Origin of the sequence: Oryzomicrobium sp. (assembly GCF_036820405.1) — a bacterium.
Classification (GTDB): domain Bacteria; phylum Pseudomonadota; class Gammaproteobacteria; order Burkholderiales; family Rhodocyclaceae; genus Oryzomicrobium.
On sequence record NZ_DAISLS010000005.1, the window covers coordinates 55,784 to 77,359 of the forward strand.

Below are 21,576 nucleotides of genomic sequence, written 5' to 3' on the forward strand. Positions count from 1 at the left end.
AGGTCAGACGAAGGCCCGCAGGGCATCGAGCACTGCGTCGGGGCGCTCGGCCATCATGGCATGGCCGGCCCCGGCGATGGTCGCCACCTTGACGCCGGGAATGGCGTCGCGCAGCCCCTGGACGGCCCGGGGCGGGGTCATCAGGTCCCGCTCGGCGCACACCAGCAGGGCCGGGCAGGCCACCTTGGCGGCGGCTTCCAGCCCACCCAGGTAGGCCTGGCAGTTGAGCAGGTCCCGGTGCAGCACGCCGGGCCTGGAGCGGCGCATGATCGCCAGGTTGAGGCCCGTTTGCCACACCCCTGGGTTGGGGTTGCCGCCGACGTGGGTGGCGGGGGCGTGGGACCACAGGTTGACCATCTTGTAGGCCGTTTCCGGATCGTCCTGGGCGGCCGCGAGCAGGGCCTCGGAAACGCCCATGGGAAAGGCCGCGCCGAGCAGGGCGATCTTGCTTACCCGGGCCGGGTGGCGGGCGGCGGCTTCGAGGACGGTCATGGCGCCCATGGAGTGGCCTGCCAGCATGGCCTTTTCCACGCCGGCGGCGTCGAGCAGGGCGATCACCCAGTCGGCCAGGGCTTCCACCGAAGCCAGGGGCTCGCCGCCGGAGCGGCCGTGGCCCGGCAGGTCCGGGGCCAGCACGGCGTAGCCGTGGTGGGCCAGGTAGCGGGTCTGCAACGCCCACACACTGTGGTCGTGGGCAGCGCCGTGGATGAACACCACGGCGGGGCGGGCGGGATCGAAAGCGACGCCGCCGGTGTAGACGAAGACGGGATGGTGGTTGACGGTCAGTTCCATGATCGGTCCGGTTTCGGGCTCAGCCCTTGAGCAGCTTGGCGACGGCGGCCAGGCCGCGGGAGAGGTCCTCGATCAGGTCGGCCGGATCTTCCAGGCCCACCGACAGGCGGATGGTGCCTGGGCCGATACCGGCCTGAGCCAGGCTGGCGTCGTCCATGCGGAAGTGGGTGGTGGTGGCCGGGTGGATCACCAGGGACTTGGCGTCGCCCACGTTGGCCAGGTGGGAGAACAGGCGCAGGGATTCGATCAGGCGCTTGCCGGCCTCGCGGCCGCCCTGCACGTCGAAGGTCATCACCCCGCCGCAGCCCTTGGGCAGCAGCTTCTGCGCCAGGGCGTGGTCGCGGTGGGTGGCCAGTTCCGGGTAGGACACCGATTCCACCACCGGGCTGTCGGCGAGGAAGGTGGCCACGGTGCGGGCGTTGGCGCAGTGGCGTTCCATGCGGATGCCCAGGGTTTCCATGCCTTGCAGGATCTGGAAGGCGTTCATCGGCGACAGGCAGGCGCCGAAGTCGCGCAGGCCCTCGCGCCGGGCACGCAGCAGGAAGGCCGCCACCGGCGATTCCTCGGCGAAGTCCATGCCGTGGAAACCGTCGTAGGGCGCGGTGAGCAGGGGGAAGCGGTCGGCGTTGGCCTCCCAGTCGAAGCGGCCGCCGTCCACCACTACGCCGCCCACCACGGTGCCGTGGCCGGACAGGTACTTGGTGGCGGAGTGCACCACGATGTCGGCACCGTGGTCGAAGGGGCGCAGCAGGGTCGGCGGGGTCAGGGTGGCGTCCACCACCAGGGGGATGCCGGCCTCGTGGGCGATGGCCGCGACGGCGGGGATGTCGAGCACCGGCAGGGTCGGGTTGCCCAGGGTCTCGGCCAGGAAGGCCCGGGTCTCGGGGCGGATGGCGGCGCGCCAGGCGTCCGGGTCCCGGGGATCGACGAAGGTGGTGGTGATGCCGAAGCGGGGCAGGGTGTAGGCGAGCAGGTTGTGGGAGCCGCCGTATAGGGCCCGGGAGGCGACCACGTGGCCGCCGGCCCCCATCAGGGTGGACAGGGCGAGGAACAGGGCGGCCTGGCCGCTGGCGGTGGCGATCGAACCGATGCCCCCTTCCAGGGCGGCGATGCGCTCCTCGAAGGCGGCCACGGTGGGGTTGGAAATGCGCGAATAGACGTGGCCGGCCCGCTCCAGGTCGAACAGGGCGGCGGCGTGGTCGGCGTCGCGGAAGACGAAGGAGGTGGTCAGGTGGATCGGCAGGGCCCGGGCGCCGGTGGCGGGGTCGGGCGGGGTGCCGGCGTGCAGGGCGAGCGTATCCAGCGAATAGCCGTCGATTCCGGCCATGGGAGGTCTCCTAAGTGGTGGGGCCGAGCGCGGTTGCGCGGGCTCAGGCCGGGATGTCGGGGACCAGCATGCCTTCAAGCTGGGTGATGCGGTCCTTGAGGTAGAGCTTGCGCTTCTTGAGACGCCGGATGAGCAACTGGTCGTTGGGCGGATTGACCGTCAGGCGGGCGATGACCTCGTCGAGATCCCGGTGCTCCATCTGCAGGTTGCGCAGACGGGATTGAATTTCCGCGGTTTCTTCCGGGGTGAGGGTCACGGCGTGGGTCTCCGAAGCATTGCCCGCAATGGTAGGGCGGGGCAATGACAAAAACAATCGTTTACTGGCATCGGCGGCGCGGGGGGCGGGCACCGGCGCGGGGCCTCTTGGCGGCGCCGGCTTTGGCGTTAGAATGGGGTTCTCTCAGCACATCCACAATTCAAGCAAGGAGGGGACAATGCAGTATGACGTGGTGGTGGTTTATGGCCGGGACCGGGAGTATTCCTTCCGCTTCACCGAAACCGACCTGCAAGGCACCAGCGAGGCAGAGGCGCGGCAGTGGTTCGACAAGGAATTCGTCGAACTGGAATGCGAGCCCACCAACCCCATGGGCAAGGTGCTGATCATCGACAAGATTCTCAACGTGGCCAAGTACGGCGGCGAATCCCGCTTCGGCGCCGGCAATTCCTGGGGCCAGAGCTTCGCCCGCAATACCGCGGCCGTGTTGCAGCGGCCCACGGTGCGCATCGACGTTCAGGCTTTCCAGATCGGCTTCTAAGCATTCCGGCGGCCCGGCCGCCGGGTTTTGCCGCCAGCGCCCGGCCATGTGTCGGGCGTTGGCGTTTTGCGTTGCAGGTGGTGGTCGCCCCGGCGATCGCCTAGAATCGAGGTTTTGCGGCCAGCCATGAACAAGGCATTCGTACGGGAAAGCGACGGAGACGACGAGGACGAGGACCTCGCCCCGGCGCTGCGCCTGCCTCAAGGCACCCGCAACTACATCTCGCCATCGGGCTTCGCCCGGCTCAAGGCCGAACTGGACGACCTGATCAAGCGGGAACGGCCCAAGGTGGTCGAGGTGGTGTCCTGGGCGGCGAGCAACGGCGACCGTTCCGAGAACGGCGACTACCTGTACGGCAAGAAGCGCCTGCGCGAGATCGACCGCCGCATCCGCTTCCTCACCAAGCGGCTGGACATCGCCCAGGTGGTGGACCCGAGCCGGCAGGAGAACGTGGAGCAGGTGTTCTTCGGCGCCACCGTGCAGGTGTGCGACGAAACGGGTGGCGAGGCCACCTACACCATCGTCGGGGTGGACGAGGCCGACGTGACCCGGGGCCGCATCAGCTGGATTTCTCCCCTGGCCCGGGCGCTGCTCAAGGCCCGGGAAGGGGACGTGGTACGTTTCCAGAGCCCGGCGGGGCTGCGGGAAATCGAGATTGTCGAGATTCGCTACGAGGTCTGGGATTGAGCACACTCATGCATTACGACCTGCCGGTTGCGCGCATCCTCCAGCGTGAGCTGCTGGTGTGCAGCCCGGACACTTCCCTGGCGGTGGCCGCCTCGCGCATGCACGAGGCCCGCTGCGGCTCGATCCTGGTGGTGGACGAGGCCATGCCCGAGCGGATTCTCGGCATCTGGACCGAAAAGGACGCCCTGTCCCTCGACTTCAACAACCCCAACGCTCTGGAGCGGCCGGTGGCCGAGGTGATGAGCTCGCCGGTGAAGACCCTGGGCGAGGGCGCCACCCTGGGCGAGGCGGCGGTCCGCTTCAAGCAGGACAGCATCCGCCACCTGCTGGTGGTGGACGACGCCGGGCGGCCCCTCGGCGTGGTGTCCCAGACCGACGTGGTGAACAACCAGGGCATCGAGTTCTACGTACATCTGCGCAACGTCGAGTCGGTGGTCAAGAGCCGGCCCTTGCAGGTGGACGCCGAAGCGCCCATGTCCCAGGTGGTGGCCCAGATGCGCCAGGCGCGCAGCGATGCGGCCATCGTCTCCGCCAAGGGGGTGCTCGGCATCCTCACCGGTCAGGACGTATTGCGCCTGATCAGCCAGGGCACCCTGAACCTCAACGCCGGGCGGGTGGCCTCCTTCCCCCTGGTGGTGGTACCCCGGGACGCCACCCTCTACCAGGCGCGCCAACTCTTCGCCGAACGGCGCATCCGCCACCTGGGGGTCCAGGGCGCGGACGGCAGTGTCGTCGGCCTGCTCAGCTACGCCGACATCCTCGACAGCGTCGAGCAGGAATACGTGCGCGAGCTCCAGGCTGCCCTGGCCGACCAGGCCCTGCGCCTACAGAAGTCGGAGCAAGCCCTGGCGCTGGCTTCCAAGGTGGCCGAGGCCTCCCTGGAAGCGATCATGATCACCGACCATCGCCAGACGATCCGCTCGGTGAACCCGGCGTTCTCCCTGATCACCGGCTACGAGGCCGAGGAGGCGGTGGGGTGCGACACCCGCCTGCTCAAATCCGGCCTGCACGACCGGAGCTTTTACGAAACCATGTACGAGCAGATCGCCCGGCACGGCGAGTGGCGGGGCGAGATCATGAACCGGCGCAAGAACGGTGAGATCTATCCGGAATCCATGACCATCACCGCCGTGCGCAACGCTGCTGGCATCGTTTCCAATTACATCTGCGTCTTCTCGGACCTGTCCGAGCAGCGTCGCTCCGAGCAGGACCTGGCGGAAAGCCGGCAGCAACTGGCCCAGCAGTCCAACCTGACCGAGTCGATCCTCGACACCCTGCCGGTGATGCTTACCGTGCGCGACGAGTCCGGCCGCTTCGTGGTGGTCAACGAGGCCGCCGCCGCCGTGCTGGGCAAGGGCAAGCCCGACCTGGTCGGGCTGCTCGATTCGGACGTGCTGCCCGAGGAAGCGGTCAAGCGCCTGCGCGAAGACGACCAGAAGGCCGCCCAGACGGGCAAGGTGGTGGTGCGCGAGGAGCGCATGGCCGGCGACAGCGGCACTCCGCGCCATTACCTGTCGTACCGCCGCGCCATCCGCCTCGGCCGCCGCCAGCTGACCATCGCGGCGGCGGTGGACATCACCGAGCGCAAACACGCCGAGACCATGCTGGCGGTGGAGCGCCAGGTGCTGCGCCTGATCGCCGAGGACGCGCCCTTGCAGCGCACCCTGGAGCTGTTGTGCAGCAAGATCGAGAAGGCCGTGTCCCAGGCCCGGGCCATGGTGCTGCTGCGCGACGGCCCGGTGGACGAGGACGGCGCCATCCCAGTGGCCTTCGGTGCCGCCCCGTCCCTGCCTGCCTGGTACCGGGCGACCCTGGCACACAACCGGCTGTTCCCGGGGGATGCCACCTGCGGTCCGGCCCTGCACTTCGGCGTCCAGCACCTGAGCGACGCCGTGGCCGCCGATTCCCGCTTCGACCAGAGCCGGGAGGTGCTGGAGCGGCTGGCGGCGTCGGCGGTCTGGTCCACCCCGATCATGTCTCCGGGGCGCGAAACCCTCGGCGTGCTCACCCTGCTGCTCGACGAGGCACGCCGCCCCACGCCCCTGGAACAGGAAACCCTGGACCACTCGTGCAAGATGGCGGCGATCGCCATCGAGCGTTCCCGGGCCTCCGCCGAGTTGCAGCGCCTGGCCACCACCGACACCCTCACCGGCCTGGCCAACCGCTCCCGCTTCCTCGACGCATCGGCCGAGGAGTGGGCCCGTTCGCGCCGCTTCGGCCACCCCCTGGCGGTGCTGATGATCGACGTGGACCACTTCAAGCGCATCAACGACACCTACGGCCATGCCGCCGGCGACGCCGCCCTCAAGCACATCGCCTCCTGCCTGGGAATCGGCGTGCGCGAGGTGGACCGGCTCGGCCGCATGGGCGGCGAGGAATTCGCCATGGTTCTGCCGGAAACCGACGGCGTGGGCGCCATGCAGGTGGCCGAACGGCTGCGCCAGGCAGTGGCATCCACCCCCTTCCTGCTTGCCGACGGCGTGCCCCTGCGCCTCACCGTGAGCATCGGCGTGACCGTGCGGGTGGAGCGGGACGACGTGCTCGACCGCCTCTTCGCCCGGGCCGACGAAGCGCTCTACGAAGCCAAGCGTAACGGCCGCAACCAGGCGGTGTTCAACAACGGCGCCCTGAGCTGACCGGCACTGGCGCTGGGCGGCTCCTGGTCTTTGGGCCCCCCTGTTTGCTTCGCTTTACCCGCCGCTTTCTCCGCTTTCGTCGGGGGCTTGAAATCCCCGGCGGTGCCCCCATCTGGGGCGTGTTCCGTTCATCAACCGCGACCACGTTCCGACATGACCACCGCCACCAAGGAAACCCTGGGCTTTCAGGCCGAGGTGCAGCAGCTGCTGCACCTGATGATCCACTCCCTCTATTCCAACAAGGAAATCTTCCTCCGCGAGCTGATTTCCAACGCCTCCGACGCCTGCGACAAGCTGCGCTTCGAGGCCATGGGCAAGCCCGAGCTGTTCGAGGGCGACGGCGACCTGAAGGTGCGCCTGTCCTACGACAAGGCCGCCCGCACCCTGACCATCTCCGACAACGGCATCGGCATGAGCCGTGACGAGGCGGTGCGCCACCTGGGTACCATCGCCAAGTCCGGCACCAAGGAATTCTTCTCCAGCCTGACTGGCGATTCGCAGAAGGACAGCCACCTGATCGGCCAGTTCGGCGTCGGCTTCTACTCCAGCTTCATCGTCGCCGACAAGGTCACCGTCATCTCCCGCCGCGCCGGCCTGCCGGCGGGCGAGGGCGTCAAGTGGGAATCCGCCGGCCTGGGCGACTACACCGTGGAAGCGGTGGACAAGGCCGGCCGCGGCACCGACATCGTCCTGCACCTGAAAGAGGGCGAGGACGAGTTCCTCTCCGCCTGGACCCTGAAGAGCCTGGTGCGCAAGTACTCCGACCACATCGTCCTGCCCATCGTCATGAAGAAGGAAGAATGGGACCAGGAGAAGGGCGAGTCCGTGGTCAAGGACGAGGACGAGACGGTCAACCAGGCCTCCGCCCTGTGGACCCGGCCCAAGGCCGAGATTTCCGAGGACGAGTACAAGGCTTTCTACAAGCACGTCGCCCACGATTTCGAGGACCCGCTTGCCTGGGTCCATGCCAAGGTCGAGGGCACCAAGGAATACACCCAGCTGCTGTACATCCCCGGCCGCGCCCCCTTCGACATGTGGGACCGGGGCCAGGACGGCGGCGTGCGCCATGGCGTCAAGCTCTATGTGAAGCGTGTCTTCATCATGGACGATGCCAAGAAGCTGATGCCGTCCTACCTGCGCTTCGTGCGCGGCCTGGTCGATTCCAACGACCTGCCGCTCAACGTCTCCCGGGAAATCCTCCAGGAAAGCCGTGAGATCGACACCATCCGCGGCGGTTGCGTGAAGCGGGTGCTGGGCATGCTCGAAAGCCTGGCCAACAGCGACGAGCAGGCCGACAAGGACAAGTACGCCACCTTCTGGAAGGAATTCGGCAAGGTGCTCAAGGAAGGCGTGGGCGAGGACTTCGCCAACAAGGAGCGCATCGCCGGCCTGCTGCGCTTCGCCTCCACCCATACCGACGCCGCCGACGAGACCGTGTCCCTGGCCGACTACGTGGCGCGCATGAAGGAAGGGCAGGAGAAGATCTACTACGTCACCGCCGACACCTTCGCCGCCGCCAAGAACAGCCCCCACCTGGAAGTCTTCCGCAAGAAGGGCATCGAGGTGCTGCTGCTCTCCGACCGGGTGGACGAGTGGGTGGTGGGTCACCTCACCGAGTTCGACGGCAAGCAGCTCCAGTCCGTGGCCAAGGGCGGCCTGGACCTGGGCAAGCTGGAGGATGAGGAAGAGAAGAAGGCCGCCGAGAAGGTCGCCGACGAGTTCAAGGACCTGACCGAGAAGGTCAAGGGCGCCCTGGGCGACAAGGTCAAGGACGTGCGCATCACCCTGCGCCTGACCGATTCCCCGGCCTGTCTGGTGTCCGACGAGCACGACGTGTCCGGCAACCTGGCGCGCATCCTCAAGCAGGCCGGCCAGCAGGCCCCGGCCTACCAGCCGATCCTGGAAATCAACCCGGAGCACCCGGCGGTGGTGCGCTTGAAGGGCGAAGCCGAAGCGCAGTTCAACGACTGGGCCCACCTGCTGTTCGAACAGGCCATCCTGGCTGAAGGCGGCCAGCTGGAAGACCCGGCCGGCTTCGTCAAGCGCATGAACGCGCTGATGTTGGCCATCTCCGGCAAGTGAGCGGCCAGTAATGCCGTGGATTTTCGGGCATGCCCCGAAAGTCCGCGCCAGACGGGCATCTTCAAGGGGCATCCCTGGAGATGCCCGTTTTCATTGGTGCTTCGGGCAGGGGGGCTGGAGATGGCCGACTGGCGCGGACTTCCAGCAGGCTCGGTGAGGTTTGTTAAGCTGGCGGTCCGGGCACTGCCTAACCTCCACCGCCGGCAGATGGTGTCTGGGGTGCCCGGGGTGTCCGGCGGCCGCTGTGGTCGTTGCGGTGCCATCCATAACAGCGACGCCGGCAGCATTCCCCGGAGATACCCCATGCAGATCGACCGCCTCGACCACCTGGTCCTCACCGTCCGCGACATCGACGCCACCTGCGACTTCTACGCCCGGGTGATGGGCATGGAGGCGGTGACCTTCGGTGCCGGGCGCCGCGCCCTTTCCTTCGGCCGGCAGAAGATCAACCTGCACCAGGCCGGCAAGGAATTCGAGCCCAAGGCCGAGCGGCCCACCCCCGGCTCCGCCGACCTGTGCTTCATCACTGCCACGCCCCTGGAGGCGGCCATGGCCCACGTGCGCGCCGCCGGGGTGACCATCGTCGAAGGCCCGGTGGCTCGCACCGGCGCCGTCGGGCCGATACAGTCGTTCTACTTCCGCGACCCGGACCTGAACCTGATCGAGGTGTCCAACTACCCGGCCTGATCGGCCGAGTTGCCTGGGCCATGGCCGCCCGGATCGCGGCTCGACCGCATCCAGGTCGCACACCGCTTGCCATCCCCGCCCTGCCGCTGGCGCGGGGCGCCATTGAGGGTGTCAGGCGGTTGGGATAGAGTCGGGCGGAGAATCATCCCGGCCGCATGGCCTCCGCCCGTTCCGCTTGCGGGCGGTGGGCGCGCCCCATCTTCCATTTTCGGTATATCCGTCCCATGCCCCCGTCCAGCGCCCCATCCACCGCCACTTCCCACTCGTCGCGCTCTGGCAGCGGCGCCGGTAGCGGCGGGCGGGGGGGCGGCCACGGCCAACAGCGCCTGACCCTCCAGGGGGTCTTGCTGTGGCTGATGGAAGATGGGGTGCTCACCCCGGACGAGGGCGAAAAGCTCGGCCGCGAGCGACGCCTCTACCGGGACCAGGTCCATCCCCTGGTGGTGGTGGCCGACCAGCATTACAAGGACGCCCGCTCGGGCAAGCCCCTGACCCTGGACACCCTGGCCGAATGGCTGGCCGGCCGGGTGGGCATGCCCTACTACCACATCGATCCGCTCAAGATCGACGTCTCCTCGGTGACCGAGGTGGCGTCCTCGGCCTACGCCGGCCGCTTCACCATCCTGCCGGTGGAGGTGGGAGCCGACGAAGTGGTGGTGGCCACCGCCGAGCCCTTCCTCACCGAGTGGCAGGGGGAGCTGCGCGGCATCCTGCGCAAGAAAGTGCGCCCGGTGATCGCCAGCCCCCTGGCGATCTCCCGCTTCCTGGTGGAGTTCTACAACCTGGCCAAGTCGGTCAAGGGCGCCCAGAAGAAGGGCAGCACCTCGGTGTCGGGCCTCTCGTCCTTCGAACAGCTGGTGCAGCTGGGCGGGACCAACCGCCAGCTCGACGCCAACGACCAGCACATCGTGCACATCGTCGATTGGCTGTGGCAGTACGCCTTCGAGCAGCGCGCCTCCGACATCCACGTGGAGCCGCGCCGGGAGCGGGGCATCGTGCGCTTCCGCATCGACGGCGTGCTGCACCAGGTGTACCAGGTGCCCATGGCGGTGATGACCGCCATGACCAGCCGCATCAAGCTGCTCGGACGCATGGACGTGATCGAGAAGCGCCGCCCCCAGGACGGCCGCATCAAGACCCTGACCCCGGCGGGGCAGGAGATCGAGCTGCGCCTGTCGACCCTGCCCACCGCCTTCGGCGAGAAGCTGGTGATGCGGGTATTCGACCCGGAAGTGCTGGTGCGCGACTTCATCGACCTGGGCTTTTCCGAGGAAGACGAGCAGAAGTGGAAGTGGATGACCGCCCAACCCAACGGCATCATCCTGGTCACCGGCCCCACCGGCTCGGGCAAGACCACCACTCTCTATTCCACCCTCAAGCAGCTGGCCACCCCGGAGGTGAACGTCTGCACCATCGAGGACCCGATCGAGATGGTCGAGTCCGCCTTCAACCAGATGCAGGTGCAGCACGGCATCGAGCTGGGCTTTGCCGACGGGGTGCGGGCCTTGATGCGCCAGGACCCGGACATCATCATGATCGGCGAGATCCGCGACCTGGAAACCGCCGAAATGGCCATCCAGGCGGCGCTCACCGGTCACCTGGTGCTGTCCACCCTGCACACCAACGACGCCCCTTCGGCGATCACCCGCCTGCTCGACCTGGGGGTGCCGTCCTACCTGATCAACGCCACGGTCCTGGGGGTGATGGCCCAGCGCCTGGTGCGCACCCTCTGCCCCCACTGCAAGAAGAACGAGGCGCTGCGCCCGGAAGAGGAAGAGGTGTGGAAGAACCTGGTGGTGCCCTGGCGGGCCAACGCTCCGGCCCAGCTGCCCCACCCGGAAGGCTGTCTCGAATGCCGCATGACCGGCTACCTGGGCCGGGTCGGCCTGTACGAAATCCTGCTGCTCAGCCCGGAGATGCGCAAGCTGGTCCAGCCCCAGACCGATGTGGCCCGGGTTCGCGAACTGGCCTACCGGGAAGGCATGAAACCTCTGCGCGTGTCCGGCGCGATGAAGGTGGCGGCGGGCGCCACCACCCTCGAAGAAGTGGTCAAGGTGGCGCCCCCGGCCAGCCAGGGCTGAGTGGGGAGAGCCGCCGGCGGCCGGTGCGCGCTCAGGCGGCGTGCGCCGTGCCGATGCCGCCCGCCTGGCGGCGCAGCAGGTCGGCGAGCTTGTCGCCGTCCAGGGGCGGGCTGAACAGGTAGCCCTGATAGGCGTCGCAGCCCCGGTCGCGCAGGAAATCCCGCTGGGCTTCCCGCTCCACGCCCTCGGCCAGCACCGTCAGGCCCAGATCGTGGGCCAGGTGGATGATGGTTTCGGTGATGGTGGCGTCGCTGCCCTGGTTGTCCAGGTTGGCGATGAAGGCGTGGTCGATCTTCAGCTTGTCGATGGGCAGGCGGTGCAGGTAGGCCAGGGACGAATAGCCCGAGCCGAAATCGTCGATCGACAGCTTCACGCCGAGGCGGCGCAGCTCCTGGAGCAGCTCCAGTTGCTCGTCCCGGGTTTCGAGGATGAGGCGTTCGGTCACTTCCAGCTCAATGGCGTCCCCCGGCAGGTCGTGGGCGGCCAGGATTGCGCCGACGGACGCGGCGAAGCCGGGCCGGTAGAACTGGGGCGCGGCCACGTTCACCGCCACCGGGATCGGCGCCAGGCCCTGGTCGCGCCAGCGCCGCGCCTGGCGGCAGACTTCGTGCAGCACCCAGTCGCCGATGGGCACGATCAGGCCCGTTTCCTCGGCCAGGGCGATGAATTCGTTGGGGCTGCGCAGGCCCCGTTGGGGATCGTTCCAGCGGATCAGGGCCTCGACGCCGACGATGGCACCATCCCCGAGGCTGACCTGGGGTTGGTAGTGCAGGGTGAACTCGTTCTTGTCCAGGGCCCCGCGCAGGCCGCATTCGATGGCCAGCCGCTCGGTGGCCTGGGCGGTCATGGCCGGCGCGAAGAAATGGAAGGCGTTGCGCCCCCGTCCCTTGCTGTAATACATGGCCATGTCGGCGCAGCTGACCAGGGTTTCGACGGTGGCGCCATCCTCGGGGTACATGGCGATGCCGATGGAGGGGGTGACGATCACCTGCTGGCCGTCGATGGCGCAACTGCGGGAAATGGCCTGTATCAGGTGCACCGCCACCCGGGCGGCGGCATCGGCATCACCCACTTCTTCAAGCAGGATCAGGAATTCGTCGCCGCCTTGGCGGCAGACTGTGTCGCTGCTGCGCACGCAGGTGCAGATGCGCTGGGCCGTCTCCTGGAGCAGCCGGTCCCCGGCGCCATGGCCCAGGGAATCGTTCACCGCCTTGAAGCGGTCCAGGTCGATGTGCAGCACCGCCAGTCGCTGGCCGTGGCGACCGGCCCGGCTGATGGCCTGGCCGAGCCGATCGGCGAACAGGGTCCGGTTGGGCAGGCCGGTGAGAAAGTCGTGCTCGGAGAGGAAGCGGATGCGGGCTTCCGAAGCCTTGTGTTCGGTGATGTCGGAAAAGAGGGCCACGTAGCGGGCCACGGCCCCCCCCTCGTCCTTGATGGCGACGATGGTCAGCCAGCCGGGAAGCAGATCGCCGTTCTTGCGCCGGTTGGCGATCTCGCCCTGCCACAGGCCGGTGTGGGCCAGGTCGCGCCACATCTGGGCGTAGAAGCCGCCATCGTGGGTGCCGGCGCCGAACATGGCCGGATTCTGACCGAGGATTTCCGCCGCGCTGTAGCCGGTCAGCTCCAGCAGGGCCCGGTTGGCCCACAGGATTTCGTTGTCGGCGTTGCAGACGAAGATGCCTTCGCTGCTGTGGTCGAAGATGTGGGCGTGGAGCTGCAACTGCTCAGTGGCCAGCTTCCGGGCGGTGATGTCGGACTGTACGGCCACCGCACTGCACGGCGCCGGGCCGTCGGCTGCCGGCAGGGTCACCGGGGTGGCCTGGAGGCGTAGCCAGGCCAGGCTATTGGCTTCGGCATCCGGACCCGCCGGCGTTTCCAGGTCGATGGGCGTGCCTTCGTCGAGCAGCGCGCGTAGCGCCGCTTCGTCCAGTGCCGGTTCGGGGCGCCAAGCGGCGTTGCCTTGCAGCACCTGGCCTTGCCGGCCGAGCAGGGCGGCGCCCATCGGCAGGGCGGCGAGCACGGCGCCCAGGCGGCGCTGCTCCCGGGCGTCGTCGTGTGCAGCGGCGGCGTGCCGCCGCCGACGTTCCCGGTCGAACAGGGCGGCCAGGACCAGCAGGCCGAGGAGGGCGGGGATGCCGAGCAGGAGCAAGCGGCGGGTTTCCGCCAGCCAGCCTTCCAGCAGCACCGCCTGGGGCGCCTGGGCCATCACCACCACCGGGTAGCGCTTGGAGGCGCGGAAGGCCGCCAGGCAGGGACCTTCATCCTCCAGGAGCTGCACGCCCGAGCCGGATTCGCTATCGCGCAGGCGGCTGATGAACAGGGCGCCGGGCAGGCGCTGGCCGAGCAGGGCGTCGTCCGTTTCCCGGGTGGAGAAGAGCAGCCGGTTGTCGTAGCGCAGCACCCGGACCATGCCCTGGACGCCTTCCAGGTTGAGCAGGAACTGGTTGATGAAGTAGTCCGGGTTGATCGCCGCCAGCAGGGTGACGCCGTCGCTGGTGGAACCGCCCGGGGTATACAGGGCCGGCAGAAATTCCATGTGGATGGGCCGGTCGGTGCGTCCGGAGTCCCGGGCCTGGATGGGGGCGCCGTCGGCGAAATCGCGGCCGGACCAGGGGATACCGATGCGGAAGGCATCGCCGGAGGTGGCGACGGTGGACACCAGCCCCTGGGGGTCGGGACGCATTCCTAGGTTGGCCGGGTTGCTACTGGCCACGATCACCCCTTGGGGCGACACCACGCTGAGGGAGCGCAGCATGGGGGCATGGGCGAGGGCGTTGCGCAGCTGGGTGTTCTGCCGGGCCGGCGCCGCTTCTGCCGCCACCCGGGGCGCCAGGCTGTCGAGCCCCAGTTCGAGCAGTTGCAGACTGGTGGTCAGCTGGTCTTCCGCCAGGCGGGTGTGCATCGACACCAGAGCCTCGCCCCGGGCCAGGCGCTCCTCCCGCTGTTCCCAGACGAGGCGGCCGGCCGCCAGGGTGAGCAGCGCGGCCCCCAGGGCGGTGACGGCCAGAAGGGAAAGGCCAGGCCGGCGCCTAGCGTCGGATGGTGCGGCGGAAGACGAGGCCACGGGAGGGCTTTCAGCGGCTCGGAGCGATCACGATGGGGTCGAGGCCGTAGCGTCGGGCGGCGCCGAGCAGGCGGCCGTCGCGCTGCACGTCGGCGACGAAACGCTCGATGCGCGCGTACCAGCGGTCGTCGCCGGGCTTCATGGCGTAGGCGTAGTCCGACAGGTGGTAGGGGGCCGGCGGCGCCAGCACCCGGGCCCAGTCGGCGAATTCGAGCATGCGCCGGCTGTAGGGAAAGTCGGTCATGAACACATCGGCGCGGCCCGCTTCCACCTCCTGCTCCCGTTCGTGGGGCGTGGTGGTGACGAGCAGGGTGGCGTGGCGCAGCCGCTCACGCATGATGTTTTCGTGGAGGGTGCCTTTGGCCACCGCCACGACCACGCCGGCGGTGTCGATGTCGCTCCAGGATTTGATGCGCCGGTTGGCCCGGGTGGTGATGGCGTAGATGTCGCTACGCAGGTGGGGGTGGGTGAAGCGCAGCACGGCGTTGCGCGCCGGTGTGACGGCGATGGCGAACATGGCCAGGTCGCAGCGGTTGCCGAGCAGGTCGTCCGACAGGGTGGCGAAGGAGCTGTCCACGAAACGCAGCCGCACGCCCAACTCCTTGGCTAGTTCCCGGGCCATGTCCGCATCCACGCCCACCACCTGGCGGGTCTTGGGGTTGCGGAAGGAAATGCCGTAGTAGTCGGGCCAGATGCAGACCCGCACCTCGCCCCGGTTCTGCACCTCCACCAGGCGGCCGCCCTGGGCCGCCGCCGGACCGGCGAGGATCGGGAGCAAGCAGGCTGCGACGGCCGCAAGGAGGCGGCACCGGGCCGTGGCGCGGGAACGGGTGGCAGCGAGGAGGGAATGGAGCACGGGTAGACGCCCGCCAGGGACCCTGGACGGAGCAAGAACGTGGGAATGGGCAGGGGACGACCGCCGGAATGTGGCCGAAACGAATATGACGTAAGCCATATTAGGCGAGATTCTGCCCCATTAACACCGCTTCGTCATGCCGTCGTGCCGGCGTAGCCCCGGCAAAGGGCGTGGCGAGGCCGCTCAGGAGGGCCGGGACAGGGCGCGGATAGCCCGCCCCAGGCCGTCCAGAGTGAGGGGGAACATCCGTTCGCCCATCAGCTCCCGCACCATGCGCAGCGAATGGCTGTGGGGCCAGTGGGATTCGCGCACCGGGTTCAGCCACACCGCCCGGGGGTAGGCGGCGAGCATGCGCTTGAGCCAGGCGGCGCCGGGCTCCTCGTTCCAGTGCTCGACGCTGCCGCCAGGCTGGATGATCTCGTAGGGGCTCATGGTGGCGTCGCCGACGAAGATCAGCCGGTAGTCCGCCGGGTAGGTGTGCAGCACCTGCCAGGTGGGCACCCGCTCGTCGTGGCGGCGCCGGTTGTCGCGCCACAGGTTCTCGTAGACGCAGTTGTGGAAGTAGTAGTGCTCCAGGTGCTTGAACTCGCTGCGGGCTGCCGAGAAAAGTTCCTCGCAGACCCGCACGTGGTCGTCCATGGAACCGCCCACGTCGAGGCAGAGCAGCACCTTCACCGCGTTGTGCCGCTCCGGGCGCAGGTGCAGGTCTAGGGTGCCGGCGTTGCGCGCCGTGCCGGCGATGGTGGCGTCCAGGTCCAGCTCGGTGGCGGCGCCCTGGCGGGCGAAGCGGCGCAGCCGGCGCAGGGCCACCTTGATGTTGCGGGTGCCCAGTTCCACGTCGTCGGCCAGGTTCTGGTATTCGCGTTTCTCCCAGACCTTCACCGCGGTGCGATTGCCCGCCGAGGGGCCGCCGATGCGGATGCCTTCCGGGTGGTAGCCGCCGTGGCCGAAGGGGGAGGTGCCGCCGGTGCCGATCCATTTGCTGCCGCCGGCGTGGCGTTCCTTCTGTTCGGCCAGGCGCTCTTCCAGGCGCTTGAACAGTTCGTCCCAGCCGAGCTTTTCCAGGGCGGCCCGTTCCTCCGCCGAAAGCACCCGCTTGGCCAGCAGTTCCAGCCATTCCCGGGGCAGGGCGCGTTGCAGATCGGCAAGCGGGTCGGGGGCTGCGGCCAGCCCCTGGTAGTACTCGCCGAAGGCGGCGTCGAACAGGTCGTAGCGGGATTCATCCTTGACCAGGGTGGTGCGGGCAAGCAGGTAGAAACTCTCGCTGTCCACGGCCACCACCCGGGCCTGCAAGGCTTCGAGCAGGGTGAGGAACTCGGTGACGGATACGGGTAGCCCGCGCTGCTTGAGGTGGAGGAAGAAGTCGATCAGCACGGAAGCATCCCGTCGCCGCAGTCGGACTCCACCGAAGCCAGGGGGGCGTCGGCCAGGCGCAGGCGGTTGCGTCCGGCGGCCTTGGCGGCGTAGAGGGCGCCGTCGGCGGCCCGGATGAGCTGGTCCCGGTCCTCGCCGTGGAACGGGAAGAGGGCCAGTCCGCCGGACAGGGTGGCGGACAGTTCCTGGCGGCCAAAGCGCACCGGCTCGCTGGCGAAAGAGCGGCGCAACGCCTCGCAGCGCACCAGGGCGTCGTCCTGGCCCATGTTGGGCAGCACCAGGATGAATTCCTCGCCGCCGTAGCGGCAGAGCAGGTCGCCGCTGCGCGAGTTGCGGCGCAGGGTGCCGCCCAGGCGGCGGATCACCTCGTCGCCGGCCTGGTGGCCGTAGGTGTCGTTGAGGCGCTTGAAGTGGTCGATGTCGAGCATCACCACGGCCACCGGGTAGCCTTGGCGCCGGGCCCGGGCCAGTTCGCCGTCCAGGATGTCGTCCAGATAGCGGCGGTTGAACAGGCCGGTGAGAGGGTCGCGCACCGCCTGCTCGCGCAGCTGTTCCTGGAGGCGCTGGTTTTCGGCCAGTTGCTGTTGCAGATCCAGGTTGGCGGCGAGCAGGGAGCGCTCGGCCTGGTTCTGTTCGGTCACGTCCACCAGGGTCCACAGGCCGTGGCTGTCCATGTCTACGTAGAGGAATTCCAGGTCCCGCTCTTCGCGCCGGGGGTGGTAGCAGACCGCCTTCAGTTCCATGCGGTCGCTGGAGCCGTTGGCGCCGACTTCCATCCGGCTGCGGCGCTGGCGGGCCTGATCCATCAGCCGGGTCAGGTGTTCCGAGGCGAAAGCTCGGTAATCCTTGTCCGGAAACAAGGTGCGCCACCAGTCGCGGCGGCGGAACTCGTGCAGCGACAGGCCGAACAGGGCCTGGCTGGCGTTGTTGATGAATTCGATCCTGCCTTGCCGGTCGGTTTGCAGCACGGCGATCGGCAGGGCGTCGAACAGGCCGCGCAGGAAGGCTTCCCGGGAACGGGTGGCCTCGGCCAGGAGGCGCTGCTGGTCCACGTCGTGGAACGAGACGATGAGCGCCTCGTCGTCGCCGAAGCGGCAGCGCTGGGCCGACAGGTGGGCCCAGAATTCCCGTCCGCTCCAGCTGCGGAAGCGCATGTCCTTGTCGGTGACCCGGCCGGCGATGAGCAGCTCCCGCACCATCTCGGCCCGATCGTCGTGGTTGGCGTAGAAGCGGGTGGACTGGATGTCGTGCCAGTCCACACCCCCGATTTCCAGCAGGTCCTCGGCCCGGCGGTTGCAGTAGAACAGCAGGCCGTCGCTCAGGCGCGAGACCGTGACCGGCACCGGGAACATTTCGAGCAGCGCCTTGGCCCGGGCGTCGGCCGTATCGATGTCGGCGGAGTCGCCGGGGCGGCTGTGCTCGGGGCTGAGATCGAGAAGGTCGGTGAGCATGGGGTGGGGGTCAGCCGCGTCCTTGCCGGTTGAGGAAGATGAGGCGCTCGAAGAGATGCACGTCCTGCTCGTTCTTGAGCAGGGCGCCGTGCAGTGGCGGCAGGGCGGCCTTGCCGTCCTTGGCGCGCAGTGCATCCGGCGGGATGTCCTCGGCGAGCAGCAGCTTGAGCCAGTCAATCAGCTCCGAGGTGGAAGGCTTCTTTTTCAGCCCGGGCACGTCGCGCAGGCCGAAGAAGACTTCCAGGGCCTCGGCCAGCAACTCCTTCTTCAGCCCCGGGTAATGCACGTCCACGATGCCGGCCATGGTGTCCCGGTCGGGGAAGCGGATGTAGTGGAAGAAGCAGCGGCGCAGGAACGCGTCCGGCAGTTCCTTCTCGTTGTTCGAGGTGATGATGACGATGGGCCGGTGCCTGGCGCGGATCGTCTCGCGGGTCTCGTAGACGTGGAACTCCATGCGGTCGAGTTCCCGCAGCAGGTCGTTGGGGAACTCGATGTCGGCCTTGTCCACCTCGTCGATCAGCAGCACCGACGGGGTGTCGCAGGCAAAGGCCTGCCACAGCACGCCGGGGACGATGTAGTTGGCGATGTCGTGGACCCGCGGATCTCCCAGCTGGCCGTCGCGCAGGCGCGAGACGGCGTCGTACTCGTAGAGCCCCTGCTGGGCCTTGGTGGTGGATTTGATGTGCCACTGGAACAGGGGCAGCCCCAGGGCCCGGGCCACTTCCTCGGCCAGCAGGGTCTTGCCGGTGCCCGGCTCGCCCTTGATGAGCAGAGGGCGCTGCAGGGTGGCGGCGGCGTTCACCGCCAGGGTCAGGTCGGGCGGGGCGACGTAGCGGTCGGTGCCGCTGAAACGGGGAGAGGTCATGGGGCGGGTCTGAACGCTGGAACGGGGCCGGAAGCGTGGCCTGGGGAGGGGTTGGCCGGGGGGGCGATGCGGCAGGGCGGGAGCGGTGCGGCCCAAGCTACCAGAGGGGGAACCGGGAATGTTGGCGATATGCACGGCGGTTGCCGTGCCGATGCCGCCGGGGTATTCCGATGCCGCCATTGCGGGGCATGGCCCCCGGGTCGACGGGGGCGAAAAGATCGGCCATGATGTTCTCTCCTGCAGGGCGAGGCCGCCGGCGGGTGTGGATCGCACGCCCCGCTGCCCGGCCTGATCGCGGATTATGTTTTGAGCAACCGTTTTACTTATTCCGTATCTTGGTGCCGATTGTACGGCACGCCGGCGGTTTTCATGTCACAGCCGGGTATTTCCTTTTGGCTATCGCTTCAATAGACGCTCTGGAGACCATACATGTTCGATGCCATCCTGGTGGAAAAGTCCGGCGATACGGGAGCGGTCAGCGCCCGGCTGGTCCAACTCAACGACAGCGACCTGATCGCCAACACCGAAGGCGACGTCACCGTGGCGGTGGCCGCCTCCACGGTCAACTACAAGGACGGCCTGGCCATTACCGGCAAATCCCCGGTGGTGCGGCGCTACCCGATGGTGCCGGGCATCGACTTCGCCGGCACCGTGCTGGAGAGCGCCAACCCTTCCTGGAAGCCTGGCGACCAGGTGATCCTCAACGGCTGGGGCGTGGGCGAAGGCCACTGGGGCGGCTACGCCGCCAAGGCCCGGATCAAGGGCGAATGGCTGGTGCCGTTGCCGGCGGCCTTCACGCCTGCCCAGGCGATGGCCATCGGCACTGCTGGCTACACCGCCATGCTCTGCGTGCTGGCCCTGGAAGCCCACGGCGTCACCCCGGACAAGGGCGAGGTGCTGGTCACCGGTGCCGCCGGCGGGGTGGGCTCGGTGGCGGTAGCGCTGCTGGCCAAGCTCGGTTACGCGGTGATCGCTTCTACTGGCCGTCTCGCCGAGACGGACTATCTCAGGCAGCTGGGTGCCGCCACCGTCATCGACCGGGCCGAACTGGCCGCCCCGGGCCGGCCTCTCGCCAAGGAGCGCTGGGCCGGTGCGGTGGATACGGTGGGCAGCCACACCCTGGCCAACGTCTGTGCCGGGACCCGCTACCGGGGCGCCGTGGCCGCCTGCGGCCTGGCCCAGGGCATGGATTTCCCGTCGACCGTTGCGCCCTTCATCCTGCGCGGTGTCACCCTATGCGGCATCGACAGCGTCATGGCCCCCCTTGAACTGCGCCTGGCCGCCTGGCAGCGCCTGGCCCGGGACCTGGACCCGGCCAAGCTCGCCGCCATGACCCGCCACATCGGTTTGGCGGAGGTGATCGGCGCCGCCCACGACATCGTCGATGGCAAGGTGCGCGGACGCCTGGTGGTGGATGTGGGCGGCTGATTTTTTTCGCCGGATTGTCTTCGGATCGATACAAATACAATGACGACGACGTAAAATCCTCTCCCGCGGGAAGCGTCAGCCTCTCGTCAATAACTGACCTCCGGGAGAGGATGCCATGACGGTCCGGGATACCGCCGCCGACCATTACGAAGTGCTCGGGATCGCACGTGATGCGTCCCCGCTTGAAGTGAACGCCGCCTACCGGCGCGGCCTGGCCCGGCTGCAGCATGGCCTGAACACCGGCACCGCGCCGGGCCCCGAGGCTCTGGATGCCTTGAGCCGAGCATACCGGACCCTGTCCGACCCGACGGCCCGGGGCGCTTACGACGCCGCCTGTCCGCCCGCGTCCCGCGCCGGCGTCGAACACCGGCTGGACGGTGGTGGTGACCGGGAGGGCCGCGCGGTGCGCAGCGTCTCGCCCGGCGGCGGCACGCCGGCGACGCCGCCGTCCTATGGCGGTGGTTCGGGGGACGGCGCCCAGCGCTTCGATTTCGAATTCGTCGGCAGCGGCGGCGAGTATTTCCGCATCTGGATCGTGAACCTCCTGCTTTCGATCCTGACCCTGGGCATCTACTCGGCCTGGGCCAAGGTGCGCCGCGAACAATTCTTCCACCGCAACCTGCTGCTCGACGGCAGCGGCTTCACCTACCATGCCAAGCCCCAGGCCATCCTCAAGGGGCGGGCTGTGGCCTTCGTCCTGCTGATGGCCCTGTCGGTGGCCGAGAAAGCCGGCCCAGTGGCCCATGGCCTCGCCTTGCTGGCCCTGGTGCCCCTGGTGCCGTGGCTGGCGGTGCGGGCCTTCCGCTTCCGCGCCCACAACACCAGCTACCGGGGGCTGCGTTTTTCATTCCACGGCACCTATCGCCAGGCCCTGAGCACCTTCGTCGGCTTCGGTTTGCTCACCCTGCTCAGCCTGGGACTGCTGTTTCCCCTGTGGCTGCAACGGCAGAAGCGCTTCGTGCTCGACAACCTGCGCTACGGTTCGGCGCCGTTCACCTGCACCGCCACGTCGGGGCCGTTCTTCGCCCTTTTCCTAAAGCCCCTGCTGGGCGGTGTGGTCCTGGTCGCCGCGTTGGTTTTCCTGGTTTGGCAACTGGGCGATTCCGTCGCGCCGATGGTGCCGTTGCTGTTGATGGTGGCAGTGCTGGGCTTCCAGCTGCTGTTCATGCCCTACGTCATCGTCGGCATGACCAACCTGGTGTGGAACCATACCCGTCTGGCCGACCACGGTTTCGCCAGCCGGCTGCGGGTGCTGCCGTACTTCTTCCTGGTGGCGACCAACTGGCTGGCGACGATCTGCACCCTGGGCCTGTTCTGGCCCTGGGCCAAGGTGCGCCTGGCCCGCTACCGGGCCGCCTGCCTGTCCCTCACCGCCTGGGGCGGACTCGAGTCCTTCGTGGCCGGCGAGAGTACCCGGGCGAGCGCCCTGGGCGACGAGGCGGCCGATATGTTCGACCTGGACGTGGCCTTCTGAGTGGGCCTTTCATAGAC

The 21,576-nt window shown here is 68.3% G+C and carries 16 protein-coding genes; 8 read left to right on the forward strand and 8 right to left on the reverse strand.

Annotated features, from left to right (window positions below; genetic code table 11):
• Positions 1–3: 3 nt before the first annotated feature.
• From V7Z98_RS05665 to V7Z98_RS05675, 3 genes are read right to left on the reverse strand one after another with little or no spacing between them, the layout of a single operon-like run.
• Positions 4–792 (reverse strand): alpha/beta fold hydrolase, encoded by a 789-nt coding sequence (locus V7Z98_RS05665; protein WP_293262142.1) that lies wholly within the window; start codon positions 790–792, stop codon positions 4–6.
• A 19-nt stretch (positions 793–811) separates the two neighbouring features.
• Positions 812–2,119: an O-acetylhomoserine aminocarboxypropyltransferase gene (locus V7Z98_RS05670; protein ID WP_293262139.1), complete on the reverse strand. Its 1,308-nt coding sequence runs from the start codon at positions 2,117–2,119 to the stop codon at positions 812–814.
• Positions 2,120–2,162: 43 nt separating this feature from the next.
• Complete coding sequence (locus V7Z98_RS05675; RefSeq protein WP_442951814.1) at positions 2,163–2,375, reverse strand: YdcH family protein; 213 nt, start codon at positions 2,373–2,375, stop codon at positions 2,163–2,165.
• 178 nt (positions 2,376–2,553) lie between these two features.
• Here V7Z98_RS05675 and V7Z98_RS05680 point away from each other — a divergent pair, with 178 nt between their 5' ends.
• The 6 genes from V7Z98_RS05680 (at position 2,554) to V7Z98_RS05705 (ending at position 11,047) form a co-directional block, all read left to right on the forward strand.
• On the forward strand, positions 2,554–2,874 hold the full coding sequence (locus tag V7Z98_RS05680; protein ID WP_293262133.1) for a hypothetical protein: 321 nt from the start codon (positions 2,554–2,556) through the stop codon (positions 2,872–2,874).
• A 126-nt stretch (positions 2,875–3,000) separates the two neighbouring features.
• Positions 3,001–3,561 (forward strand): transcription elongation factor GreB, encoded by a 561-nt coding sequence (greB, locus tag V7Z98_RS05685; protein WP_293262130.1) that lies wholly within the window; start codon positions 3,001–3,003, stop codon positions 3,559–3,561.
• Positions 3,558–6,197 (forward strand): diguanylate cyclase, encoded by a 2,640-nt coding sequence (locus V7Z98_RS05690; RefSeq protein ID WP_334157297.1) that lies wholly within the window; start codon positions 3,558–3,560, stop codon positions 6,195–6,197. Before greB ends, V7Z98_RS05690 begins: the two co-directional genes overlap by 4 nt.
• 153 nt (positions 6,198–6,350) lie before the next feature.
• Positions 6,351–8,279 (forward strand): molecular chaperone HtpG, encoded by a 1,929-nt coding sequence (htpG, locus tag V7Z98_RS05695; RefSeq protein ID WP_334157298.1) that lies wholly within the window; start codon positions 6,351–6,353, stop codon positions 8,277–8,279.
• A gap of 303 nt (positions 8,280–8,582) precedes the next feature.
• Entirely contained in the window at positions 8,583–8,966 is a 384-nt protein-coding gene (locus V7Z98_RS05700) for a VOC family protein (RefSeq protein WP_293262121.1), read from the forward strand.
• Between the two features lie 224 nt (positions 8,967–9,190).
• Positions 9,191–11,047 carry a GspE/PulE family protein gene (locus V7Z98_RS05705; RefSeq protein ID WP_334157299.1) on the forward strand — a complete coding sequence of 619 codons (1,857 nt, stop codon included), beginning with the start codon at positions 9,191–9,193 and terminating at the stop codon, positions 11,045–11,047.
• Between the two features lie 31 nt (positions 11,048–11,078).
• Here the strand turns inward: V7Z98_RS05705 and V7Z98_RS05710 are convergent, their stop codons facing one another.
• The 5 genes from V7Z98_RS05710 to V7Z98_RS05730 all read right to left on the reverse strand — a co-directional run bounded on the left by V7Z98_RS05710 (position 11,079) and on the right by V7Z98_RS05730 (position 18,657).
• Positions 11,079–14,111, reverse strand: a complete 3,033-nt coding sequence (locus tag V7Z98_RS05710) for a bifunctional diguanylate cyclase/phosphodiesterase (protein ID WP_334157300.1) — start codon at positions 14,109–14,111, stop codon at positions 11,079–11,081.
• 10 nt (positions 14,112–14,121) lie between these two features.
• Positions 14,122–14,889 carry a substrate-binding periplasmic protein gene (locus V7Z98_RS05715; protein ID WP_293262112.1) on the reverse strand — a complete coding sequence of 256 codons (768 nt, stop codon included), beginning with the start codon at positions 14,887–14,889 and terminating at the stop codon, positions 14,122–14,124.
• A 261-nt stretch (positions 14,890–15,150) separates the two neighbouring features.
• On the reverse strand, positions 15,151–16,341 hold the full coding sequence (locus V7Z98_RS05720; RefSeq protein WP_334157301.1) for a vWA domain-containing protein: 1,191 nt from the start codon (positions 16,339–16,341) through the stop codon (positions 15,151–15,153).
• Positions 16,335–17,792, reverse strand: coding sequence for a sensor domain-containing diguanylate cyclase (locus V7Z98_RS05725; RefSeq protein ID WP_334157302.1), 1,458 nt, complete (start codon positions 17,790–17,792; stop codon positions 16,335–16,337). The genes V7Z98_RS05720 and V7Z98_RS05725 overlap by 7 nt, the downstream gene beginning before the upstream one ends.
• Before the next feature lie 10 nt (positions 17,793–17,802).
• A complete protein-coding gene (locus V7Z98_RS05730; RefSeq protein WP_334157303.1) occupies positions 17,803–18,657 on the reverse strand; it encodes an AAA family ATPase in 855 nt (284 codons plus the stop codon).
• Positions 18,658–19,086: 429 nt separating this feature from the next.
• On the opposite strand from V7Z98_RS05730, the gene acuI reads away from it, so the two are divergent.
• Entirely contained in the window at positions 19,087–20,085 is a 999-nt protein-coding gene (gene acuI / locus V7Z98_RS05735; RefSeq protein ID WP_334157304.1) for an acrylyl-CoA reductase (NADPH), read from the forward strand.
• 115 nt (positions 20,086–20,200) lie between these two features.
• On the forward strand, positions 20,201–21,559 hold the full coding sequence (locus V7Z98_RS05740) for a DUF898 family protein (protein WP_334157305.1): 1,359 nt from the start codon (positions 20,201–20,203) through the stop codon (positions 21,557–21,559).
• Positions 21,560–21,576 lie beyond the last annotated feature (17 nt).

Excerpts from the sequence above, each read along its gene's own strand:
- V7Z98_RS05665 (WP_293262142.1), bottom strand. The coding sequence starts at position 792 with ATGGAACTGACCGTCAACCACCATCCCGTCTTCGTCTACACCGGCGGC.
- V7Z98_RS05670 (WP_293262139.1), bottom strand. The coding sequence starts at position 2,119 with ATGGCCGGAATCGACGGCTATTCGCTGGATACGCTCGCCCTGCACGCC.
- V7Z98_RS05680 (WP_293262133.1), top strand. The coding sequence starts at position 2,554 with ATGCAGTATGACGTGGTGGTGGTTTATGGCCGGGACCGGGAGTATTCC.
- greB (WP_293262130.1), top strand. The coding sequence starts at position 3,001 with ATGAACAAGGCATTCGTACGGGAAAGCGACGGAGACGACGAGGACGAG.
- htpG (WP_334157298.1), top strand. The coding sequence starts at position 6,351 with ATGACCACCGCCACCAAGGAAACCCTGGGCTTTCAGGCCGAGGTGCAG.
- V7Z98_RS05700 (WP_293262121.1), top strand. The coding sequence starts at position 8,583 with ATGCAGATCGACCGCCTCGACCACCTGGTCCTCACCGTCCGCGACATC.
- V7Z98_RS05705 (WP_334157299.1), top strand. The coding sequence starts at position 9,191 with ATGCCCCCGTCCAGCGCCCCATCCACCGCCACTTCCCACTCGTCGCGC.
- V7Z98_RS05725 (WP_334157302.1), bottom strand. The coding sequence starts at position 17,792 with ATGCTCACCGACCTTCTCGATCTCAGCCCCGAGCACAGCCGCCCCGGC.
- V7Z98_RS05730 (WP_334157303.1), bottom strand. The coding sequence starts at position 18,657 with ATGACCTCTCCCCGTTTCAGCGGCACCGACCGCTACGTCGCCCCGCCC.
- acuI (WP_334157304.1), top strand. The coding sequence starts at position 19,087 with ATGTTCGATGCCATCCTGGTGGAAAAGTCCGGCGATACGGGAGCGGTC.
- V7Z98_RS05740 (WP_334157305.1), top strand. The coding sequence starts at position 20,201 with ATGACGGTCCGGGATACCGCCGCCGACCATTACGAAGTGCTCGGGATC.